Origin of the sequence: Eubacterium sp. F2, assembly GCF_046244355.1 — a bacterium.
GTDB lineage: Bacteria > Bacillota > Clostridia > Peptostreptococcales > Anaerovoracaceae > Aminicella.
On record NZ_CP176393.1, the window covers coordinates 68,227 to 90,520 of the forward strand.

Sequence of the window (22,294 nt, forward strand, 5' to 3'; positions counted from 1 at the left end):
AAAAATTTTATCCTGATGAACCGCGACGGGATCCCTGTCAGAGACCCCGTCGGCGCATCATCTATATGTCCTTATACCCAAAAGACTGCGTTTTACTACTCCGCATCGCTGTTTTTCTCAGCGTCGTCTTCTGCCTTGCTGTCTTCAGCCTTTGCCTCCTCAGCCTTCTCTTCCGGCTTCTTCGGCTCAACTTCTGTGATGTTTGCTTTCTCGAACATTGCATCTACAGTCTTCTGTACGACAACGTCCTGACCAAACAGTCTCAGTGTGGACTTGTTCAGCATCTTCTTCATGTCCTCAACGTCCATCTGATACTGTTTTGCAACATTCTCCAGCTCCTTGTTTACCTCATCCTCAGAAGCTTCAATGCCTTCCTGAGCGGCAATGGAACGGAGCAGGACTCTGCTCTTTACGCGGTGCTCTGCACTCGGCTTCATATTCTCTCTGAAGTTGGCCATGTCGGAATGAACATACTTCAGATACATGTCCATGTTCATGCCCTGATAAGACAGCTGCTGCTCGAACTCGCGGACCATGTTGTCCAGCTCATCCTCGATCATGACAGCCGGAACATCGATCGGGTTCTTTTCCATCATCTGGTTGACCATGCTGTTCTTTGCGTCGTTCTCAGCGTTCTTCTTTCTGGTCTCCTCCAGATCTTTTCTTGTATTCTCTTTCAGCTCATCAACTGTGTCATACTCGCTGACGTCCTGAGCGAACTCATCGTTCAGCTCCGGCAGCTGCTCTTCCTTGACTTCGTGGATGTCGCAGTGGAAAACAGCTTCCTTTCCGGCGAGCTCCTCAACGGAGTAATCCTCAGGGAAAGTAACGTTTACATCAACCTTGCTGTCTGCTGTCGCACCGACCAGCTGCTCCTCAAATCCCGGAATGAACATGTGGGAACCGAGCTTCAGCTCCTGATCCTTGGCTGTGCCGCCGTCGAACTGGTCATCACCGATAAATCCTGCAAAGTCGAGCAGAACGGTGTCTCCCTCAACAGCTGCGCGGTCAACAGATACCAGACGTGCGTTTCTCTTGCGCAGATTCTCGATCTGCTGATCAACTTCCTCGTCCTTAACCTCTACCTTGTCCTGATCAACGTCCAGACCGAAGTAATCCTTTACCTCAACAACCGGATAAAGTGGAACTTCCATGGTCATTGTCAGCGGCTTATGATGTCCGATTTCGCTGAAATCTACCTTAGGAGAGTCGATAACCTCCAGATCCAGTTCATCCAGTGCCTTCGGGTATTCATCTCTGAAGAGCTGATCGATTGCGTCCTGGAAGAAGATTCCCTCACCGTAATGTGCCTCGATAATCTGTCTCGGTGCCTTTCCCTTTCTGAATCCCGGGATGGAGAAGTTCTTGCGCTCCTTCTTGAATGCGTCATCAACAGCCTTATCGAATTCAGCAGCCTCAAATTCCAGAGTCAGCTTAGCTTCATTGTTCTCGTTAGAGATGAGTGTTGTTTTCATTATATATATCCTCCTAAAATAGAATGCTGTCCATATGGTCCGGCTGAGGGATATCGCTCATCTCACCTCAGTCTGTGACTTCTGTGCACATATTAGTTAATTATACACGGTTTTATTTTTAAAGTAAACATTTTAAACCGTTTTTTGGCGTTTTCAGGGCCGTTTCTCCTTGCAAATCTGACTTTTGTCCGCCTAAAATGAGGAAAAACGGAATTTACTGTTCATTATCGAAGCCGATCAGCTCCAATCCCCGGGCGAACTTGCTCTTTTCTCCCGGACTCATGTTATAGCGGCCGGCAAGGGTCTGCGCGAACTCCACCATATCGTCCTCGTCGCCATTCAGCAGTTCGAACTCCGCCTCCAGAATCGGCGTCATCTGCTTGTTTGCGTTGATATCGCCGCGGTCAACGGACATTTCCATAATGCATTTTCCGGTGTCCAGGCGCGCCTTTCTTCTGACAAAGTTCATTTCGACAAGGGGAACAAGTTCCTGTCCGTCCACGAGCTTCACCAGACGCTCCCCCAGATCACACTGTTCGAACAGTTTGATGGTCGGGTGCTTCTGCTGCTCCGGATCGCTGATTGTCAGGTTGATCTCGTGGCGGCGGTAAAGCGCTTCCTTGCGCGCTCCGTCCCATTTCAGGGTGCCGACATACCGCTCTCCTTCCTTGCGGACGCGGAAAGCGATACGTGCCTTTGTCAGCGCGAAAGACGGTGTATCAAAATACACCGCATCCATTGGAACCGATTCCACACTGTTCTCATCTTTCGCTTTCTCTACATCAGGATCGCTGAACAGCCGGTCAATATCGGCCGGATCCTCGATCGAATATTTCAACTCGATTTCCATCTTGCTGAACCTCTCCTTCTCAGTTATTTTTGTCTGCTCCCCGGCGGGCAGGGACCTGCAGAATGTCTACCTTCCGTCTTCGGCATGCTCCTGCTGCTTGTTCTCTTCCCCCTGCTCGACAAGCGAACGGATAAGCTGGCGGTTCAGGATCTTCCGCGCCGTTTTCAGGTCATCTCTGCTCTTCATGCTGGTCATCTGCATCACCCAGAGATAATCGCGGAAAACGTTCTCCTGCAGCCTTTCTCCCACTGCGCGCTGGACATTTTCCATTCTCTCCCGCGGTCCAATCAGGTAAATGCGGGCAATCAGGCCGCGGCGGATTCTCTTGATTTCAATGAAATGCTCTCCGCTCCAGCTCTCCTCAACCGCTTCCTTAATCGATACAGCCAGATCCCTTCCGATCTGACGGATTTCCTCTCTCTTTAACAGGATCCAGAAGCCGGCTCCAAACACTGCAGATATCGCCGCGGACACAGAGACCGGAAATGCTCCTGCCGTTCCTGCGAACATAATGCAGGCAAGCAGAATCCCAAGCCATTTTCCGTACCGCAAAGTCAGAATTCTTCTCTCCATCTCTTACTCCCTCTCCTCTCTTACGCTAAATTCGCGTTCCTATTATATACACTAAGCATCAATCCGTCAAAACTTTCTGCCCCAACTTCCTTCGATTTCACATATTCTTCAAGTTAGCAGCCTGTGTAAACTGCGAAAGCTCCGCCATTCCGCGGTTTTCTGCTGATTCAGATTCCCTGAAATCGGGAATTCCTCCCATGTACAGACGCCCAGACTATGTTATACTTATGACAAAAGAAAAACGCAAGGAAATTCCGGAATATTCCGTCCGGAAAACCTGGCTCCGGCTGCCCGGAAAGGCCCGGAAAACAGTACGAACAAGTACGGAGGTATGATTATGGAAGCACTTGAATGCATTAAAACCAGAAGAAGCGTCCGGAAATATACGGATAAGCCAGTCACAGAAGAAACCATCCGCCAGCTGATTGAGCTGGCATCCTATGCGCCGTCCTGGAAAAACTGCCAGCCGATCCGCTACACCGCAGTATTCGATAAGGATATTCAGAAAAAGATCGCAGACAGCTGCGTCATGAATTTCCCGGGAAACAAGAAAATCATCGACGGCTGCAGCGTTCTGCTGATTCCTTCCATCAAGCATGGAAGATCCGGTTTTGAGCGCGACGGAAGCTATTCCACCAAGAAGGAAGACCGCTGGGAAGTTTTCGATGCCGGAATCGCGGCACAGACCGTAACCCTGGCCGCAAACGCCATGGGACTTGCTACCGTCATCATGGGAATTTTCGACCCGGACCTGGTTGCGGAAGCCATCGATCTTCCAGATGACCAGATCGTCGCAACAATGATCGGAATCGGCTATCCGGATGAAGAGCCGAAAATGCCGCCGAGAAAGTCCGTCGACGATCTTCTGACCATCCGTTAATAATCGGAATAAATAAAATATCTTTAGCCTTACAGCCAGCCGCAGATGCGGCTGGTTTTTTTATGTCTGCTTCACGATGCAGCAGGCTTTCTGCGGACCCGCACGCAGTCTGAAACACATGTAAAATCAGCTGTTTATGGATTCATTTTCTTTTCCCAATCGAATCTTTAATTCTATTTGACAGCTTTTTTACATTTAAACTGTACAATCAGTTCGTATCCTCAGTATCTGAAATAATGTGATCTGTACCGATTCATGAAAACTTCAGCACATAGAAAATAAGAAAGAGAGAATAGTCGGCACCGCTATCCTCGGCATCGCCGTGACCTGCGCGATCCTGTCCGGCATCATCGGCTATTATATGGCCGCAAGCCGTCTGCTGTACTCCATGTCCAGAGACAAGATCCTGCCATCCTGATCTGGATTCTTGCAGGCGCTGTCTTCTTCATCACGAGCAAAAGAAAAGCCTCCGGAAAAGACGTGCTAAAGGCCGAATCAGACCGTTGCTGCTAAGGAAGCCGCCCGCTGCTGTGTTACCATTTAATGGAAACTTTATCAGTTTCTTACAGAAATAAAAAAACACTTGCAATACGTCCTGATCGTGCTATAATTAGTTTTGTTGTCGGGGTGTGGCGCAGTTGGTAGCGCGCTGCGTTCGGGACGCAGAGGCCATGAGTTCGAGTCTCATCACTCCGACCAACAGATTTCACTGCAGTTCTGCTGCAGTGATTTTTTTATGTCTTTTTATCTCATGTAATTTGAAGCTGCAGCAGCCCAGACTTACAGACAAAGTGAGGGCGCAGGCCAGCAGCCCGGACTTTCAGGCAGAGTGAGGGCGCAGGCCAGCAGCCCGGACTTTCAGGCAGAGTGAAGGTGCAGGCCAGCAGCCCAGACTTACAGACAGAGTGAAGGTGCAGGCCAAACAGAAATACTGGCAAAAGATAGATTGGTACTGTATACAGTATACGATAACAACAGCATTTGCTGCAGAATAATATATGAATGGGTATAATGACAGGCTGTAACGAATCTGAACTAGCTCCAGGATGGATTGACGTCAGAACAAATTGACACTACGTCAATCCGTGAGTGAATGGAGTTCCCCGAAGAAAAACGCCCATTTCTGTATACAATATACTTATTCACTGAATATTACACTGATTTCAATACAAAATGCCTGAGATCGTTCGGGATAATCACCCAATAGCCAGAGTTTCCCGACTCTGTGCAGCTGGCAGTCGGGAAATCTGCTCTGAAACGAGCGGGGCCCTGTCCAGGTAACAAGTGTTCACCTGGACAGAGCCCCGCTTCAAACCTTCATAATCTCTTCTATTTGTATGTTATCGTCAAATATCTATTTTTCAAATTGCCGTTCTGCTGTTTCGGCGTGGGAAGTCAGAATTTCTTCACCTGGCGTCAAGAAACAATATCCTTCATAAGGTACCTGAAACACGGTCTCCGCCATATATAAGCTGTTCTGTCTCAAATTCCGCTACGCCGTCAGACTGCCGAAAATCACGTTTTTATAGCGTTTCAGTACCTTTCCCAGGGTTACGCCCAGAACGCCGCATCCGACGACTTCACCGATGCCGACCGTCACCATCATAAGCGGAATCGGGAAAGACATTCCATATGCATACTTCAGAACGAATGGGACAACCAGGATATTGGCAATGATCGGAGGAAGGCAGGCGATAATCAGTCCGCGGTTCCTCAGTTTATACGTGAAGAAAGCTCCGGCAAGAGTAGCCAGACTTCCGCAGATCACATCCGGAAGCACGGCCCCGCCGGCAATATTTCCAATCAGACAGCCCAGGAAAAGGCCCGGAACTGCCGCCGGAGTAAATACCGGAAGAATGGTCAGCATCTCCGCAACCCGGATCTGCACCTGACCAAAGCTGAAGGCCTGCAGCAGCACGGTGAGCACAACATACACCGCCGCAATCAGGCCAGCCTGTGTTAAGAATAATACTTTTCTGTTTTTCATTTTAAATCTCCTCTAGTTTTGTTTAACGAGTGGAAGGTCTCGAACACTCGGTGATATATTTTAGCATTAATATGACGGGGTTTCAACGTGAAAATGCCGGCTGATTACGGTTAAGGAATGATCTCCAGCACGCACGGTGAACCCTCAGCAGAACGAGAAAGGACCGATTTCCCCGTGCCATGCGGGAAAACGGCCCTCAGTCTGAGATATTAAAATATAGGAGAACAATCTGCAAATGGATGCAGTTTTATTCTTGCAAGCTGTTTTTTGTCGATCAGAGAGGAATTGCCATCTGCCTCTGCCTTGTCATTAAGCAGCCGGCTTGTCTGCTGCTCTTGTGTAGGCGTGAATGGCATGTACACGCTGATGTACTGGTGTCGGAGCTGCTGCCGGCTTCTTGCTGTCCAGCAGATGGGAAACTAGGATGCTTCCCAGAATAAATGCTGCGCCGACCAGACCATTCAGTCCGAGACGCTCATGCAGGAAGGCCATGCCGAGGATGGAGGCGATCAGCGGATTCAGTCCGCAGAACAGTCCTGCTGTCTCTGTCGGTACATATCTCTGTGCAACCGGCTGAATGGTGAAACCCAGTACGCTGCAGATCAGTGTCAGGGCAAGCAGGCATCCCCAGTTGACAGCTGTTTTCGGGAGTTCCGGATGCTCAAAGGTAAATGCCATTATGATCGCAAACAGTCCGATAAATCCATTCTGCAGAATTCCGATCTGCAGGGTATCATCATCTTTGGAGAACTTTCCGGTGAAGATGATGGCCATTGCGTAGGAGACTGCTGAGGCCAGGCAGAGCAGCTCGCCTCTCGTGAAGGAGAAGCCGCTGCCTTTCAGGGTCAGAGCGCCGACACCGATAATCGCCATGATGCAGCTGATTACCGTTCCCCTGTTCGGGAGCTGGCGCTGGATCGGTACCAGAATCATCGGTACCAGTACGATCGCTGTATTCTCCAGGAAAGATGTTACGGAAGACGGTGTCGTCTCCAGAGCATGAAGCTCAAAGGACATCATGACGGTGAATGCTGCGCCGATAATCATACTGTGGAGAACTGTACTCCGTTTAATATGTTTAAGTTTATTATGGAAGATGCAGACCAGAATGGCAAAAGCCATCAGAAAACGCATTCCTAAGAGTGTGTACGGCTGCATTCCCGCGAGGCCGATCTTACTGAACAGTAAAGAGGTCGCGCGTAGAGCGATAGCGAGCATTAAAAGCAACTCAGCATTTCTGCGAGACATGAGAACAATTCCTCCTATTGATTATCTCCATTATGTTTCTGGACATTTGAACCAGATACCCAGAATATTTTCCCTTACGCCTCAAATTAATAATTTTCAACATGTTGACGCATCAATTCACTTTAATGATCGAAAGCAGTGTACACAATTTCTTTCTTGACTTTAATATAATCCAGTTCTATCATTGAGTAAAGCGACACAATCTCAATTTTACCTTGACGAATACGCAATCAAGTACAAGATAAATACAAAAGGAGATCACATGGATACAGATAAATGCGCCGCCCTGCTCTGCGCCATCCGCGTCGGAAATCTCTCTGATGCCGCACAGAAGCTGGGATACACGCCTTCCGGAATGAGCCGCATGATGGCTTCCCTGGAAGCAGAAACCGGCTTTCCGCTGCTCCACAGAAGCCGCAGCGGTGTCACGCCGACAAAAGAATGTGAGCAGCTTCTTCCGATCATATCCGAACTTGCCCGTCTCAGTGAACTGTACACAGAGCAGGCACAGACCATCATGGGCCTGGATGTCGGAGAAGTTCACATAGGTACTGCATATTCTACCTATTATGAACTTCTCGGAAAGATCATCGGGAAATTCACCGCAAAGCACCCGCACATTAAAATTGAAATTCAGGAGGGATTCAGTTCCGTTCTGGTCGATCAGATTGAAAAGCACCGGATTGATTTCTGCATCATCAGCTGGAGAAAGGGAAGTTTTGACTGGTATCCCCTGCCAGAGGACCATATGGTCGCCTGGGTGCCGAGGTATTTCCCGGTCCACACCCTGGACGATCCGAACGTGTTCCCTATGAAGCGCTTTGAATCCGAGCCCTGCATCGACATTTTCCCGGATCAGGTCACGGACAACTCGCTGGTCTTCAGTGATTACAACATCACCCCGAACTACAGTATGTCCGCCATGAACACCTACTCCGCCTCCGCCATGGTAGAAGCCGGCCTTGGCGTTACCATGTGCAACGACCTCTACACTGAGACCGCTTACAGCGAGAACCTGAAAGTTCTCAGGCTCGACCCGGATCCGGTCATCTCCATCGGCATAGCCACCGCTCCGAAGGAAGAGCTGTCCCCGGCCGCCAACAAATTCCGCATCTTTGCTTTCCGTTATCTCAGCGATCATCCGGAGGAAATACATAAGAGGAGGTAAGGACCCCACCCATCCACGATGCTGAAGCGTCGGGCGAATAGACAATAGACAAAACGCTGCCGTGCCAGGGAGGTAATTTTACCCACTCGGTGCAGCAGCGTTTTCTTTTGCCAGAATTCAGTGGTTGAAGGATATTTAGGTATACTGTATACTGCAATCTTGTTTCGCCTTACTTTTCAATTTATCCATATAATGCAAAATCCCGAAATCATACGATTTCGGGATTTTCCGTTGGTGCGGTTGGAGGGATTCGAACCCTCATGACTGTTCATCACACGGACCTGAACCGTGCGCGTCTGCCAATTCCGCCACAACCGCATATTCAGTTGTTTCAATCGGTTGAGCGCTTTTCTTAAGCTCTCTTGCCAACCGACGAATATTATTATACTCGAACTGCAGATTAATGCAAGCCCTTTTTTAAAAAAAATAAAGTTTTTTTCAAAGCTCCGTAAATGAAATTCTGGGACGGGCTCTATACGCCTGCAGTTTCAAGCGTTTAAGGCTGTCCATACTTTATCTTCCGGCCAGGACACAGATGGAAAATCGTCACTGAAGTCCGGGAGCAGCATGCACATGACCCCTTGCGCATTCTGTTTTGCCGCATCCTGTTCTTCAAAAAGACCAAAAAAATGCACAGGCGCCGCATGAGCGCCTGTGTCTCTCCTCAGTTCTGGAAACAACTTCCAGAGATTTTCCTTGTGTTTATGATGAAACACTCAAATTATTGATACTTCCCCGCCAGGAGTCTGGCAACATACACGCCGGATGCGGATGCCTGCGACAGCGAATGGGTCACACCGGCACCGTCTCCGATTGCATAGAGATTCGGAATCTTAGTCTGCATCTTGGAATTGACATCGACGCGGGAATTATAGAACTTCACCTCGACACCGTATAAAAGCGTATCCTCGTTCGCTGTTCCCGGTGCAATCTCATCCAGCGCGTAAATCATTTCAATAATATCGTCCAGCTGACGCTTTGGGATGACCAGGCTCAGATCACCCGGTGTCGCCTGCAGAGTCGGACGGGTGAAGCACTTCTCCATCCTGCGCTCGCTGCTTCTTCTGCCCTTCACCAGATCGCCGAAACGCTGCATCAGCACACCGCCGCCCAGCATGTTGGACAGGCTGGCAATCGCCTCACCGTACTCATTGCTGTCCTGGAAAGGGCTGGTGAAGTGATTCGATACCAGCAGCGCAAAATTCGTATTCTCTGTCTGCAGATCCGGATTGGAGTAGCTGTGTCCGTTAACCGTCACAATGCCGTTCGTGTTCTCAGAAACCACCTCACCGTACGGATTCATGCAGAATGTGCGCACCAGATCGTTGTACTGCGCCGTCTGGAAAACGATTTTGCTCTCATAGACCTGATCCGTAATGTGCTTGAATACGTCCGCAGGAAGTTCCACACGTACGCCGATGTCCACACGGTTTTTCTCCTGTTTCAGCTGGAATTTGTCGCAGATCTTGGAAATCCAGTCGGATCCGGAGCGGCCCGTAGCCAGCACCAGATCATTACAGCAGTAATCCTCTTTCTCCGTGTGAACCGTGAATGTTCCGTCATCATTCTGATCCACGTCCTCAACCGCAGTATAGAAAAGCATATCGATCCGGTCTTTTACATAATTGTAGATATTCTCCAGGATCTTCACGTTCGTATCCGTGCCGAGATGGCGGACCTGAGCGTCCAGAAGATGCAGATCGTGCTGGAGACACTTGGTCCGCAGCTCAGAATCCGCCGTGGAATACAGCTTCGCGTCCGCGCCTCCCATATCACAAAGCACGCCGTCGACGTACCACATCAGTTCCATCGCTTCTTTCTCACCGATGTACTTATGCAGATCTCCGCCGAACTGCGTCGTCAGGTTGTACTTCCCATCCGACAGACCGCCTGCGCCGCCATATCCGTTCATGATCGCACAAGGCTTGCACTTCAGGCACTGTGTCGTCTTCCCCGCCTTGATCGGGCAGATGCGCCGCTCCAGCGGGCCGCCCTTATCAATCACCAGCACACTCGCGTTATTCTCCTTCTTCGTCATCTCATAAGACAGGAAGACGCCGCCAACGCCCGCTCCTGCCACAATCACATCATAATGTTTCACGTTCTGCCTCTTTCCTCATATCTCTCAGTCCCGCAGCAATGCAGCCGGACACAGAAAAACAGGGGCTGCTCCATCAGCAGTCCCCGTCCGTTTCTCAACTTTCTTCAACGACTGGGCCTATTCCTCCGGCTCATCATCATCCTGGCTGGCCATAATCGCATCGTATTCCATCGCTGCCTTCTTAAACTCAGCATCATCCTCGATAGAATCAATATCAAAGGTTCCATCGTCATATTCCTGATAACGGTAAATATGTACATCATCGCTGTCATCATGCGGAATCAACGCAACATAGTCTTTGTCTCCCAGCGGGAATACGCCCTGAATTTCACACTCCATCGTGGTGCCGTCGTCATACTCGAGGGTAATGATGTCATCATCTTCAACTTCATTCCCAAGTTCGTATCTCTCGTCTGCCATAATTTCCTCCATTCGATCATTGCAACGCTGATCTAACTCATTTAATGAGATTTTATCATATGCCCGGCCCGTTTGCAATCCGGCCCGCCCGTCCGCGCCGTGAAGATTCTGTAAATTTCTGTCCGACAAAAATTCCCCGCCAAGAATCCGTCTCTGTGTGGTGATTTCCGACGGTTATGAGACACGGCGCGTCGGAAATTACTTGGTATAGGTAACGGGCGGACGTGGCAGGGGAAAAAGCCCAGTGTATACAGTGTGCAGTATCCCTCACCCTGCTCAGCCTGCATGCTTCTCTGTGTGGTTATTTCCGACGATCCTGATACCTGGCGCGTCGGAAATTATTTGGTATAGGTAACGGGCGGACTTGGCAGGGGGAAAAGCCCAGTGTATACAGTGTGCAGTATCCCTCACCCTGCTCAGCCTGCATGCTTCTCTGTGTGGTTATTTCCGACGATCCTGATCCCTGGCGCGTCGGAAATATTTTCTCTTCAGGCGATTCTCCGACTCTATAAAATTCCTGTCGGAGAATCCGCCTTTGGGCGGTGATTTCCGACGGTTACGAGACACGGCGCGTCGGAAATTTGATTATACAAATAACGGGGGATAGTTTAGGTATACAATGTGCAGTATACCCAGATGTACCATTTTCTGCCGCTCTTTCAACTGCCGAAGCTCGGGAATTTCACCCAAAACAGCTGATTTCCCGAGCTTAATAAATCGATCCTCGGGAAATCGCATATAATCATGAGATTCCCGAGCTGAAACAGCATTTCAGCGAAAGATGAATACGATGAATATAATCGGCAGCAGGCACTTCGCTAAAATGTATTAATTTATACACACTATTTCCTGTGTTCTTCGGCAATTGCCCCTTTTATCACCGGATTCCCGAACAGCAGAACACAAAGTTCGGAAATCCGATCTATTTTGCCTCTATTCCCGAACTCTTTCACCGGACCGGCCTCGGGAATTCATTTCTTTAACATCAATTTCCCGAGTACCTGAAAAATATCCTCGGGAAATCGCGATTATTATTTTAATTCACGAGGCCGGCAATTAATATAAATGTAATTTTACGAATGTATATACACGTCACGCATCATTTACTATATTACATAAACTTTGCCCACTTTGATTATCCAGTACAATAACATCTTTCGGATAGGCAGGCAGCCCATTTAACGCTCATCCGAAATAATCACCCATAACGCATAAAAATATATACAGTATACCTTCGGTTTCATCTTTCCTTCCACAGAAAGCCACTCTCCCGGAGGGACAACAACACCTGCCTCTGGACTCTCTCCCTTACTCTTCCATAGGCAGGGATCAGAGGGTTTCTGCCCCACACTTCCAGCCGGGCAGAAACCCTCCATTTCGAGAAATCATCAGATTCCCGCCTCTCATCACCAGACTGGCGGGAATCCCAGGATTATCAAAGGCGCCCGCCTTCTGCATTACACAGTCTGGCGGGCGCCATTCCAGGCAGTCTTCTTGCCGGGTGGATTTTGTCCACTGGAAGGCCGGAGGGACTACTCGACGATCGGGATGGCAATGCCTTCGGCTTTCTCGCGTTCTGCAATCTCTTTCCTCATGCGCGGGAGTTCGTGCTCATATGTGGAAAGATACATGAACAGGAAGAAGAGGCCGATGAAGATGATCACCGGAATAGTTACAATTTCTGCAAAGAAGAGGCGCTGAATGACTGCACTCTGTGTTGCGGCGCCGCCATGGTAATGGAAGGCGGCCAGGAGTCCGCTGCAGATAACGCCGCCGACGGCGAGGCCGACTTTCTGGGCGAAGGTGTAGACAGACATGATGGTTCCCTGGTTGTCGATGCCGGTCTTCCACTTTCCGTAAGTCATGGCGTCCAGTGCGCACTGGTAAATCATAGAAGCGAACAGGCCGGTTCCGATTCCCTCAACACCCCAGCAGATGTACAGGACGACACGGATGCTGTCGTGGGTCAGGAAACGCGTGCCGAAACTGCAGACCAGCATCAGGCAGGCGAGCGCGCAGGTCTTGGAATTTCCGAACTTGCGGCCCATAACTCCCATGGCGCCGACGGCGGCGAAGCTGATCACGGAGGTCAGCACGGAGTAGACGCTCATCAGGCCTGTATCATGGAGGTCATACTTTAAGTAGTACATCATGGATGTTCCGTTCAGAGAGTTGTAAATCAGGAAAAAGATATTAATCAGGCACACCAGCAGCGCATACTTGTTGCAGAGAACTGCCTTGACCAGAGAGCCGACACTGTGCTTTTCCTTGTTGATGATCGGAGCTTCCTGATCGTAGGTCGGTTCATAGCCCTTGCTGGCAAAATAAACGAACAAGAATCCAGCTGTGTAAATCATGCCGCAGCCGACTGCGAAGGCGAAGAAACCCTTGGTCTGGTCGCCGTGGCCGATCCATTTTACGATTGGAATGGCACTGGCGGTTATCACGGTGCTGGCGATGGTAGAGCCAATTCCCTGCCACTGGCCGATTCTGACTCGCTCGTCACGGTTTGAGGTGATTCTGGCCAGGAGAGTGTTAAACGGGACGTTGGTGATGGTCTGCGCCATGCCCTGGCAGATGTAGGTGATGCCGACCCAGATAATCAGGCCGTTTTTGCTGAGTCCCGGAGCCGTATAGCTGAGGATGATGAATACACCTGCAGGTACGGACAGATATTTCAGCCAGAAACGGCAGCGTCCTTCTTTTGATCTGGTCTTATCCAGAATGACGCCCATCATCGGGTCATTAATCGCATCCCAGACTTTAGCAATAACCATGATGATCGTTGCCGCTGCTGCCGGAATTTTGGCAACATCGGTGTAAAACCAGAGAAGGAAATATGCGTTCAGTATCTGAAGTGTTGCTTTACTGAATTCTCCGACGCTGAAAGCGAACTTTAATTTTACCGGAACTTTTCCTTCATTTCCTCCGACTCCTCCAGCTGACCCGCTGCTATTTACAGCTGCAGCGGTATTCATTTCAGCAGTGACTTCTGAAGTGCCGATACTGTCTGCAGTTTCTCCGGCGCCTCTGCTAATGTCCTTGTCCATGTTATCCCCCTTTGAGAAATTGATAACCGATTAATAATCGAAAATGCATAATCGAATATTGTATTTAATTCTAATTATACATTTTGTTTTTTTGTTGTCAAGTCACAATATATTTTTGAATCCATTGAAAAATACACATTAATCTGCTACGATAGGAAGAAATCAAACCATCCCCATGAATAATCGAGGCAATATACGGAATTTTATAACAGGAGGAATTGATTATGGATGTTGAAGGTCTGAAAACGCTCACCCAGACCTGGGGTGTGTCAGGAAGAGAAAAACGTGTCCGCAGTCTGATCCGCGAGTTGGTCCGTCCTTATGCGGACGAGATGCTTACGGATGCTCTGGGGAATCTGATCGTTCTGAAACGCGGAAAGGATTCTCCGGACAAAAAGAAAATCATGTACGCGGCTCATATGGATGAAATCGGCCTGCAGGTTACCCACATCGAATCCGATGGAAGAATCAAAGTCTGCACCGTCGGCTGGACCTGGACCTGCTCAGCCTACAACGATAAAGTCGTATTCCAGAACGGCACGATCGGTGTAGTCGGCTGCGACATTCCAGTGGAGGAATCGAAAAACCGCGCACAGGAGCTCTACATCGATATCGGCTGCACATCGAAGGAAGACACGGAAAAGTACGTAAGGGTCGGCGACTACTGCGGATTCATCGGCGTCTGGCATGAAATGGCAAATGGCAGAATCACCGCCAAGACCTTCGACGACCGGGCAGGCTGTTTTGCCCTGATCGAAGCGCTGAAAATGAATGACGGAACTTCCCCGAACGATGTATATTACGTCTTCACGGTTCAGGAAGAAGTCGGATGCCGCGGCGCCGTCGTTGCCGCAGAGAGAATCCGCCCGGACATCGGAATTTCCGTCGATGTCTCACCGGACCACTATCTGCCGAACGACCTGAAAGGTGCCAATGCGGTCGGAAACGGCGTCGGGGTCACCATCGGAAATCCATCCGCTATGCTTGACGAATATCTGGTGGACGAAATGCTCGCCTGCTGTAAAGAAAACAATATCTCCTATCAGCGTGATGTCATGGACAGAGGCGGCACAGACGCCAGCAGCATCAACCAGTCCGGCTGGGGCGTGCGCGTAGCGGGAATTTCCATTATCGACCGTTTCCCGCACAGCCAGAGCTCCGTCATTGCGAAATCCGATCTGGAAGCCGCCATTCAGCTGATTGACCGCTACGCCTTCCGGACATTCCGTTTTGAGGAAGAGTGGTAGGAAAACAGAAGAAGTCAGCCGCCAGGATATCATAATAACTCCAGAAATATCCGGAAAATATTTCTAAAATTGTTAAAGGCGCTGCACGATGTTCTGGCCAGCATCGTGCAGCGCCCTTCAATATTCATCAAACCAGAATCTGCCCTGCTGCTATTCTCCAATCGCAGCCAATGCCTTCTGCCGGGATGCATCCAGGTGCTCGCGGAGGAGCTGGTCGGCCTCTTGCAGACTGCCTTTTGTCAGGGCGTCCAGAATTTTCTGGTGGCCCTGAGCGATCTCTTCGCGGTTTTCTTCTTTCTGCTCGTACTGCATGGATAAGATCGTCAGCTGCAGCAGAATCCTGCGGGAGGCGTCGTTCAGCCGGCTGTTATCCGCGTACTTATAGAAAATCTGGTGGAAATCGTCACTGAGCTTCTGCCAGCGCTGAAAATCCTGCGTACTCTCCATCTCCTGCTGAATCTCACGCAGATCTTTGAGGCAGGCGTCCGCATCGGACTTTCTCATGGCAAAGCGCATGGCCGCGGAATCCAGTTCGGTGATCATATCGTAAATCTCCTCAACATCCTTCCGATTCAGCTGAACCACCCGCATACCGATATTCGGCCGGTAAACAATCAGACCATCCTGCTGCAGACGGGTCAGAGCCTCCCGGATCGGCGATGAACTGACACCATAGCGCTCATGCAGCATCTTGATCGTCAGTTTCTCCCCAGGAGCAATTTCTTGTCTGATGATAGCATTGCGTATTTCCTGGTAAATCTGTTCCGTAACTGTTTTTATCTGTCCGTTCATTGCCTGTCCTGCCTCCGTGCAGCGATATTACGATATTACGATGTATCCTGTAAAACGATGTGTATATCTTAACACTTTCACAATTCTGTTTACAACCGTATTCCGTAATAATCGTTACATCCCCTTACACTCATCTTTTCTGCCGCGGCTTTCCGGATTTCAGGATCACGCATTTTCTGGACAAAACGCATTCAGGCACCGGGATCAGCAAGCTAAAACCGTCTTTAAAACAAATTGTTGTCAGAATTAAATGTATTTTGCATTTTGCGTAATATGGTGGTAAGATAAGAAATAACAAAAGTTTACGCCTGCCTGTCCGGGTAACGAGAGAGATGCCGGAAAACCACTGACTGAAGACCCATTTGTTATGCCTGGACGAATACAAGGCGGGATAGACTTGCTGTTTGAATTTTGTCACAAACCTCATCGAAAGGGGGAAAAGAATATGACTCAGTATAAATGGCCCTATCCCAACGAAATCGGAGCATCGCAGCATCTGACCTGCGACGTGCTGGTTCTCGGCGGCGGCCTTGCAGGAACTTTCGCCGCAATTGCCGCAGCCAGAAAAGGCCAGAAGGTCATTCTGATGGAAAAAGGCACGACCGCCCACGCAGGTTCGGCGGGAAGCGGCTTCGACCACTGGGAGTCCGCCTGCACCAATCCGGGCTGCCTCCTCACTCCTAAGGAAGTTGCGGAAGCTTACATCAACGAGCAGGATCATTACAGCAACGGCATCGCCCACTACATCGAATGCCGCGAGGGCTGGGACCGGCTCCTGGACATCGAGCAGTTCGGCGGAAAAATCCGCGACACGGAGGATGAATTCAAGGGTGCCGCATTCCGTGACGACCAAACGAAACTGATGTACGCCTACGACTACACTAACCGCTATACACTCAGGATCTGGGGAAGCGGATTCAAGCCTGCCCTCTATAAAGAATGCCTGCGGCTGGGCGTGAAGATTCTGGACCGCACGGAAGCCACTGCCCTTCTGACAAAAACAAAAGGCAAGAAGAAAATCGGCGTCGGCGCCTGCGGAATGAATGTCCACACCGGACGCTTCATCACAGTTTCTTCGAAATCCACGGTTCTGGCCATGTCCCGCCCGGCAAGAGTCTGGCTCTTCAGTTCCGACCTTCCTGGACTGTGTGAATTCCGCCCGATGAACAGCATCGGCAGCGGCCACGCCATGGGATTCCGCTCCGGCGTGACCTTCACCATGATGGAAAAATCCGTCCGCGGTGAGTTTTCCGCCGCCGGAAGAAGTTTTCCGCCTTACAGCACCGGAAACAACCATAATACCTGGTACGGCGCGACCATGGTAGATGCCAGAGGCATGGAAATTCCATACCTCGACCGAGACGGTAAGGTCCTGGAAAACGTCGACGACCGTTTCCGCCCTGCCCCGGGACAGAAATTTTTCCTCAAAGGCGGCGTCATCGACAATCCAAAATATGAATACAGAGGACCTGAAACCATGCCATTCGATGAGCTGATGAAACGCGGCTACAAACTGCCATTCTATGCCGATCTCAGCAGAATGCCGGAAGACGAGCGCCGCGTCATCTGGGGCATGATGGTCGGAGAAGAAGGACGGACCAAAGTTCCGGTTCTTCAGTATTACACAGAAAAGGGCTTTGATCCGGAAAAAGACATGCTCCAGAGCTATGGAAACGGCTGGAAGTCCGGCGACTTCCTCGGCCAGGAACGCCAGCTCTTCGGCGCGCCAGGCGGAATCATCACCGACTGGGACCTGATGACCAGCGTAAATGGTGTATTTGCCGGCGGCGACCAGCTCTTCGCCATGGACTGCGGCGGCGCCGCGTCCGCAACCGGATACTACGCAGGCAGAAAAGCAGCCGACTATGCTGCGGAACAAGCCGGCACAACCGCCGCTTCCCTTCTCGACGAACAGGAATTCCAGCGGGACACCGACCTTCAGAAACAGTGCGCCGATGAACAGCGCCGCCTCCTGGCCCCGATGACGGGTGACGGCGATATGAGCTGGAAAGAACTGAACTTCGCTATTTCCAAATGTATGCAGAACTACTGCGGAGAAATCAAGTGCGAAGACCTTCTCCTTCAGGGACTGGATCTCCTCCACAACTACCGCGAAGATGCCGTCCCGCAGCTTCACGCAGAAAATCCGCATGACCTTATGCGTATCCATGAAGTTCTCGATATCCTCGACGTATCAGAAATGATCCTGGAAGCCTGCAGAATGCGCCATTCCAGCTCCGAGCCGCTTCATTTCAAGCGAAGCGACTTCCCAGAAGAAGACCCGCAGAAAGACCGCGCCTTCATCACCATACACAAAGAAGACGGCAAAGCGGTCCGCGGTGAAATTCCCTTGGACTACTACGGCGACATCGAACAGTCCTACGAAAGCTGCAACCAGGACTACATCCGGGAGGCGGTGAAATACTATGAATAACACAATCAAACAGAACAAAACAACAGATACATCAGAAACCCTCAAGAATATTGAGGGAAAAGAACTGACCGCCAGCACCGTTCCCTGCAGCGCCCGACCCCTGCACTTTGACGACAGCCTCTGCATCGGCTGCAACAGCTGCGCCAGAGCCTGCCAGTGCGACCTTCTCGTCCCTTCCCAAGAAAAAGGCCGGCATCCAATCGTCATGTACCCGGGTGAATGCATGTACTGCGGCGCCTGCGTCATGGAATGCCCGATCGAAGGCGCCATCCGCCTTCAGCACCCCCTGATCAACCAGAGTAAATTCGTTCCGGTGATCCGACAAAAATAAATAATCAGGTGGTTATTTCCGACGGTTCTGATGCCCGGTGCGTCGGAAATTTCTTCCTTTCTCGCGATTCTCCGACAATGAAAATGATCCGTCGGAGAATGCGCTTTCAGGTGGTTATTTCCGACGGTTCTGATGCCTGGCGCATCGGAAATTTCTTCCTTTCTCGCGATTCTCCGACCCTTTAAAATTTCTGTCGGAGAATCTGCTTTCTGGCGGTGATTTCCGACGATCCTGATCCCTGGCGCGTCGGAAATTATCTGGTATAGGTAACGGGCGGACTTGGCAGGGGGAAAAAGCCCAGGGTATACAGTGTGCAGTATCCCTCACCCTGCTCAGCCTGCATGCTTCTCTGTGTGGTTATTTCCGACGATCCTAATGCCTGGCGCGTCGGAAATATGATTATACAAGTAACGGGGGATAGTTTAGGTATACAATGTGCAGTATACCCAGATGTACCATTTTCTGCCGCTCTTCCAACTGCTGAAGCTCGGGAATTTCACCGAAAACGGATGATTTCCCGAACTTGAAAATTCTATCCTCGGGAAATCGTATATAATCATGAAATTCCCGAGGTGAAACAAAATCTCAACAGGAAATGAATATGATGAATACAAACGGCAACAGACATTCTCCTGTATTGTATCGACTTTTATACATCATCCCCGTATACTTCGGGAATCGCTCCATTTAACACCGGATTCCCGAAGAGCCGAACGCAAAGCCAAGAAATCCGATCTGATGTTGCCCCCGTTTTTGCACTTCTTCACCGGACCGGCCTCGGGAATTCCCCTCTTTAATATCAATTTCCCGAGCACCTCAAAAATATTCTCGGGAAATCGTGATTATTATGTTATTTCCCGAGGTCAGCATCCGATAAATATTTGTATATAAGAATAAATATGCAGATCTACTATTTACCATCAACTTAATCCTTTTCGATTATCCATTTCAATGGCATCCGCGCCTATCCGATCTTTATTCTTCTCTTTCGGATAGTTATCTTTTTCCTGCTTATCCGAAAAAGGCAATTGTAACATACACGTACGTATACAGTATACCTTTTTACTCATGCTTTCTTCATCTTCTCACAGCTGCGGTGTTTATATTTTCCCTCAACCGCAGATAACATCAGATTCTCGCTGCACGTCACCCCTGGCGGGAATCTTCCTTTTAATACAATCCTATGGTTTCCGATTCCCAATTTAATACTCGGAAACCCTCCTTCTGAACAATCACCTGATTCCCGCCCTTCATTACCAGACCGGCGGGAATCCTCCTTCTCCTCATCTCTCATATAATAAAGGCTTCCGGATTTGCATGCTGTTATTCCGGAAGCCCTCCCTTTCCAATTATTTCAATTACAAAGGAGGTTTCCGAACTCCATTTCGAAACTTCGGAAACCAACCACTTCAATATAATCAGCGGTTCCGCCATCCGATTCCCAAACCTGGCGGAACTATCCTATAAAAACAATCCTATGGTTTCCGATTCCCAATTTAATACTCGGAAACCCTCCTTCTGAACAATCACCTGATTCCCGCCCTTCATTACCAGACCGGCGGGAATCCTCCTTCTCCTCATCTCTCATATAATAAAGGCTTCCGGATTTGCATGCTGTCATTCCGGAAGCCCTCCCTTTCCAATTATTTCAATTACAAAGAAGGTTTCCGAACTCCATTTCGAAACTTCGGAAACCAACCACTTCAATATAATCAGCGGTTCCGCCATCCGATTCCCAAACCTGGCGGAACTATCCTATAAAAACAATCCTCAGGTTTCGGATTTTCTTTTTTCACTCGGAAACCTCCCTTTTAATCTTCTTCCATAAACGTCACGGTCCCACTGCCGAATTCTGTCTTGCCGGCGGGATGGCTGGCGAAGTAGCTGATGATGTTTTCGGCGGCCTGGCGGGAGACGGACGGGACCTGCATGAGTTCGTCTTCGCTGGCTTTGCGGATGGCGTCGACGGACTTGAAGTAGTAGAGGAGGTCGTTGCGGCGTTTCGGGCCGATGCCGGGGATATCGTCGAGCTCGGAGTGGAAGGAGTTGCGGCTGTGCAGGCTGTGGTGGTAGTCGATGGCAAAGCGGTGGACTTCTTCCTGGATGGTGCCGCAGTAGCGGAAGAGGACGCTGTGATGGGCCAGGTCGATTTCGCGGCCGTCTTCAAATACGAGGGCGCGGGTCCTGTGGCGGTCGTCTTTTGCCATTCCGGCGACGGGTACGGTGAGGCCGAGTGCGCGGATGACTTTCAGTGCCGCGGTGACCTGGCCGCGGCCGCCGTCCATGAGGATGATGTCCGGCAGGGTCTGGAAGCCGCGGCTGCCTTTCTGGGCACGGCGGAAGCGGCGGTAGAGGACTTCCTGCAGGCTGCCGTAGTCGTCGGCGCCTTCGATGGTGCGGATTTTAAAGCGGCGGTAGTCTTTTTTCACTGGTTCAAGGCCTTCGAACACGACCATGGCGCCGACGGAATCTACGCCGTTTGTGTTGGAGATATCGTAAGATTCGACACGGTATGGCTTTCCACTGCGTCCCTCTTCACGGGTAAATCCTCCCGTCTGCATGACTTTCTGCATCTCATCGTAAACCAGGCGTTCCCGCTCCTGGCGGCTGGAAGCGCGGTCTTCGATGGTTTTTGTCATTTCATTGATGTCGCGGCGCGTCAGATCCATCAGTGCCCTCTTGCTTCCTCTTTTTGGCACCAGAATGTGAACCTTCTTCCGGTCGCGGCTCAGGAATTCTTCCAGCAGTTCTTTCTCATCCGGCTCTTCTTCCACCAGGATTTCCGGCGGCACGGTGGCCCACTGGCTGTAATACTGCTTGATGAAGGCGGAAACCATGTTTTTCCGTGAATCGCTCTCATCGGCCTGAATCTGGAAAGTCTCGCGCCCGCTGAGTTTTCCGGAGCGCACCGGAAAGAGCACGACGAAGGCGTGGTCCGCGTCTTTCAGCGCATAAACGATATCGAAGTCCTGATCATTAATCATGGTGACGCGCTGGGTTTCTTTCAGCGCCTTCACCGCCAGCAGATCGTCTCTCCACTTGGCGGCTTCTTCATAGCGCATGTCTTCTGATGCCTCGCGCATCCGGCGGTCCAGCTCCTGCACCAGCGGCTTGTCTTTGCCCGACAGAAAGTCGATAATCTGCTGAATGGACTCCATATACGCTTTTCGGTCCACCTGCCCCGTGCAGACGCCCCTGCAGGCCTGAATGTGGTAGTTCAGGCAGGGCCTGTGACTGTCCGGAAACTCGGTGGCGCTGCAGCGTTTCAGCGCGTACATCCTCTGCAGAAGCTCCACGATCTGATTGACCGCCCCCGCGTCACTGAAGGGTCCGAAATAACGGTTTCCGTCCTTCAGCAGCCGCCTGGTCTTCAGAACACGCGGATAGGGTTCCGTAACCGTTACCTCTATATAAGGGTAAGTTTTGTCATCGCGGAGCAGCACGTTATATTTCGGCATGTACTTCTTTATCAGGTTGCACTCCAGAATCAGCGCTTCCATTTCACTGCCGCAGGTAATGTACTCGAATTCGCTGATGTGCTGGACCAGTGCTTTGACCTTGGGGCTGCTGTTCTGATAGGACGACTGAAAATACTGCCGCACACGGTTTTTCAGCGAGATCGCCTTTCCCACGTAAATGACCCTGCCCAGTTTATCCTTATGCAGATAGACCCCCGGGCAGTCCGGCAGTTTCTTCAGATTTTCTTCAATGTCAAACATAATCCTCCTCAGCTTTGGA

General features: G+C 50.3%; 15 protein-coding genes and 2 tRNA genes. 6 read left to right on the forward strand and 11 right to left on the reverse strand.

What is annotated here, in order from left to right; genetic code table 11:
* Positions 1-95 precede the first annotated feature (95 nt).
* The 3 genes from tig to ACI77B_RS00290 form a co-directional block, all read right to left on the reverse strand.
* A complete protein-coding gene (tig, locus tag ACI77B_RS00280; protein ID WP_409336838.1) occupies positions 96-1,475 on the reverse strand; it encodes a trigger factor in 1,380 nt (459 codons plus the stop codon).
* Positions 1,476-1,689: 214 nt separating this feature from the next.
* A complete protein-coding gene (locus ACI77B_RS00285; protein WP_409336839.1) occupies positions 1,690-2,325 on the reverse strand; it encodes a CYTH domain-containing protein in 636 nt (211 codons plus the stop codon).
* Positions 2,326-2,391: 66 nt separating this feature from the next.
* Positions 2,392-2,898 carry a hypothetical protein gene (locus tag ACI77B_RS00290; RefSeq protein ID WP_409336840.1) on the reverse strand — a complete coding sequence of 169 codons (507 nt, stop codon included), beginning with the start codon at positions 2,896-2,898 and terminating at the stop codon, positions 2,392-2,394.
* Between the two features lie 337 nt (positions 2,899-3,235).
* Here ACI77B_RS00290 and ACI77B_RS00295 point away from each other — a divergent pair, with 337 nt between their 5' ends.
* Both ACI77B_RS00295 and ACI77B_RS00300 read left to right on the forward strand, forming a co-directional pair.
* The gene (locus ACI77B_RS00295) at positions 3,236-3,778 is read left to right on the forward strand and encodes a nitroreductase family protein (RefSeq protein WP_409336841.1); all 543 of its coding nucleotides are present in this window, start codon (positions 3,236-3,238) and stop codon (positions 3,776-3,778) included.
* Positions 3,779-4,401: 623 nt separating this feature from the next.
* A tRNA-Pro gene (locus tag ACI77B_RS00300) sits at positions 4,402-4,477 on the forward strand.
* A 793-nt stretch (positions 4,478-5,270) separates the two neighbouring features.
* Here the strand turns inward: ACI77B_RS00300 and ACI77B_RS00305 are convergent.
* A complete protein-coding gene (locus tag ACI77B_RS00305; RefSeq protein WP_409336842.1) occupies positions 5,271-5,765 on the reverse strand; it encodes a QueT transporter family protein in 495 nt (164 codons plus the stop codon).
* Positions 5,766-6,074: 309 nt separating this feature from the next.
* Positions 6,075-7,013: a DMT family transporter gene (locus ACI77B_RS00310; RefSeq protein WP_409336843.1), complete on the reverse strand. Its 939-nt coding sequence runs from the start codon at positions 7,011-7,013 to the stop codon at positions 6,075-6,077.
* 262 nt (positions 7,014-7,275) lie between these two features.
* Here ACI77B_RS00310 and ACI77B_RS00315 point away from each other — a divergent pair, with 262 nt between their 5' ends.
* Complete coding sequence (locus ACI77B_RS00315; RefSeq protein ID WP_409336844.1) at positions 7,276-8,181, forward strand: LysR family transcriptional regulator; 906 nt, start codon at positions 7,276-7,278, stop codon at positions 8,179-8,181.
* 232 nt (positions 8,182-8,413) lie between these two features.
* Here ACI77B_RS00315 and ACI77B_RS00320 read toward each other — a convergent pair.
* The 4 genes from ACI77B_RS00320 to ACI77B_RS00335 form a co-directional block, all read right to left on the reverse strand.
* A tRNA-Leu gene (locus tag ACI77B_RS00320) sits at positions 8,414-8,499 on the reverse strand.
* A gap of 403 nt (positions 8,500-8,902) precedes the next feature.
* Positions 8,903-10,282 (reverse strand): NAD(P)/FAD-dependent oxidoreductase, encoded by a 1,380-nt coding sequence (locus tag ACI77B_RS00325; protein ID WP_409336845.1) that lies wholly within the window; start codon positions 10,280-10,282, stop codon positions 8,903-8,905.
* Between the two features lie 117 nt (positions 10,283-10,399).
* Positions 10,400-10,702, reverse strand: coding sequence for a DUF1292 domain-containing protein (locus ACI77B_RS00330; protein ID WP_409336846.1), 303 nt, complete (start codon positions 10,700-10,702; stop codon positions 10,400-10,402).
* A 1,532-nt stretch (positions 10,703-12,234) separates the two neighbouring features.
* Positions 12,235-13,752 carry an MFS transporter gene (locus ACI77B_RS00335; RefSeq protein ID WP_409336847.1) on the reverse strand — a complete coding sequence of 506 codons (1,518 nt, stop codon included), beginning with the start codon at positions 13,750-13,752 and terminating at the stop codon, positions 12,235-12,237.
* A 224-nt stretch (positions 13,753-13,976) separates the two neighbouring features.
* Here ACI77B_RS00335 and ACI77B_RS00340 point away from each other — a divergent pair, with 224 nt between their 5' ends.
* Positions 13,977-14,999, forward strand: a complete 1,023-nt coding sequence (locus tag ACI77B_RS00340) for a M42 family metallopeptidase (protein ID WP_409336848.1) — start codon at positions 13,977-13,979, stop codon at positions 14,997-14,999.
* Between the two features lie 150 nt (positions 15,000-15,149).
* Here the strand turns inward: ACI77B_RS00340 and ACI77B_RS00345 are convergent, their stop codons facing one another.
* Entirely contained in the window at positions 15,150-15,791 is a 642-nt protein-coding gene (locus ACI77B_RS00345; RefSeq protein ID WP_409336849.1) for a GntR family transcriptional regulator, read from the reverse strand.
* 445 nt (positions 15,792-16,236) lie between these two features.
* On the opposite strand from ACI77B_RS00345, the gene ACI77B_RS00350 reads away from it, so the two are divergent.
* Both ACI77B_RS00350 and ACI77B_RS00355 read left to right on the forward strand, forming a co-directional pair.
* Entirely contained in the window at positions 16,237-18,225 is a 1,989-nt protein-coding gene (locus ACI77B_RS00350; protein ID WP_409336850.1) for an FAD-dependent oxidoreductase, read from the forward strand.
* Positions 18,218-18,556 carry a 4Fe-4S dicluster domain-containing protein gene (locus ACI77B_RS00355; protein WP_409336851.1) on the forward strand — a complete coding sequence of 113 codons (339 nt, stop codon included), beginning with the start codon at positions 18,218-18,220 and terminating at the stop codon, positions 18,554-18,556. The genes ACI77B_RS00350 and ACI77B_RS00355 overlap by 8 nt, the downstream gene beginning before the upstream one ends.
* 1,811 nt (positions 18,557-20,367) lie before the next feature.
* On the opposite strand, the gene uvrC is transcribed toward ACI77B_RS00355, so the two are convergent.
* Positions 20,368-22,275: an excinuclease ABC subunit UvrC gene (gene uvrC, locus ACI77B_RS00360; RefSeq protein WP_409336852.1), complete on the reverse strand. Its 1,908-nt coding sequence runs from the start codon at positions 22,273-22,275 to the stop codon at positions 20,368-20,370.
* Positions 22,276-22,294: the final 19 nt, after the last annotated feature.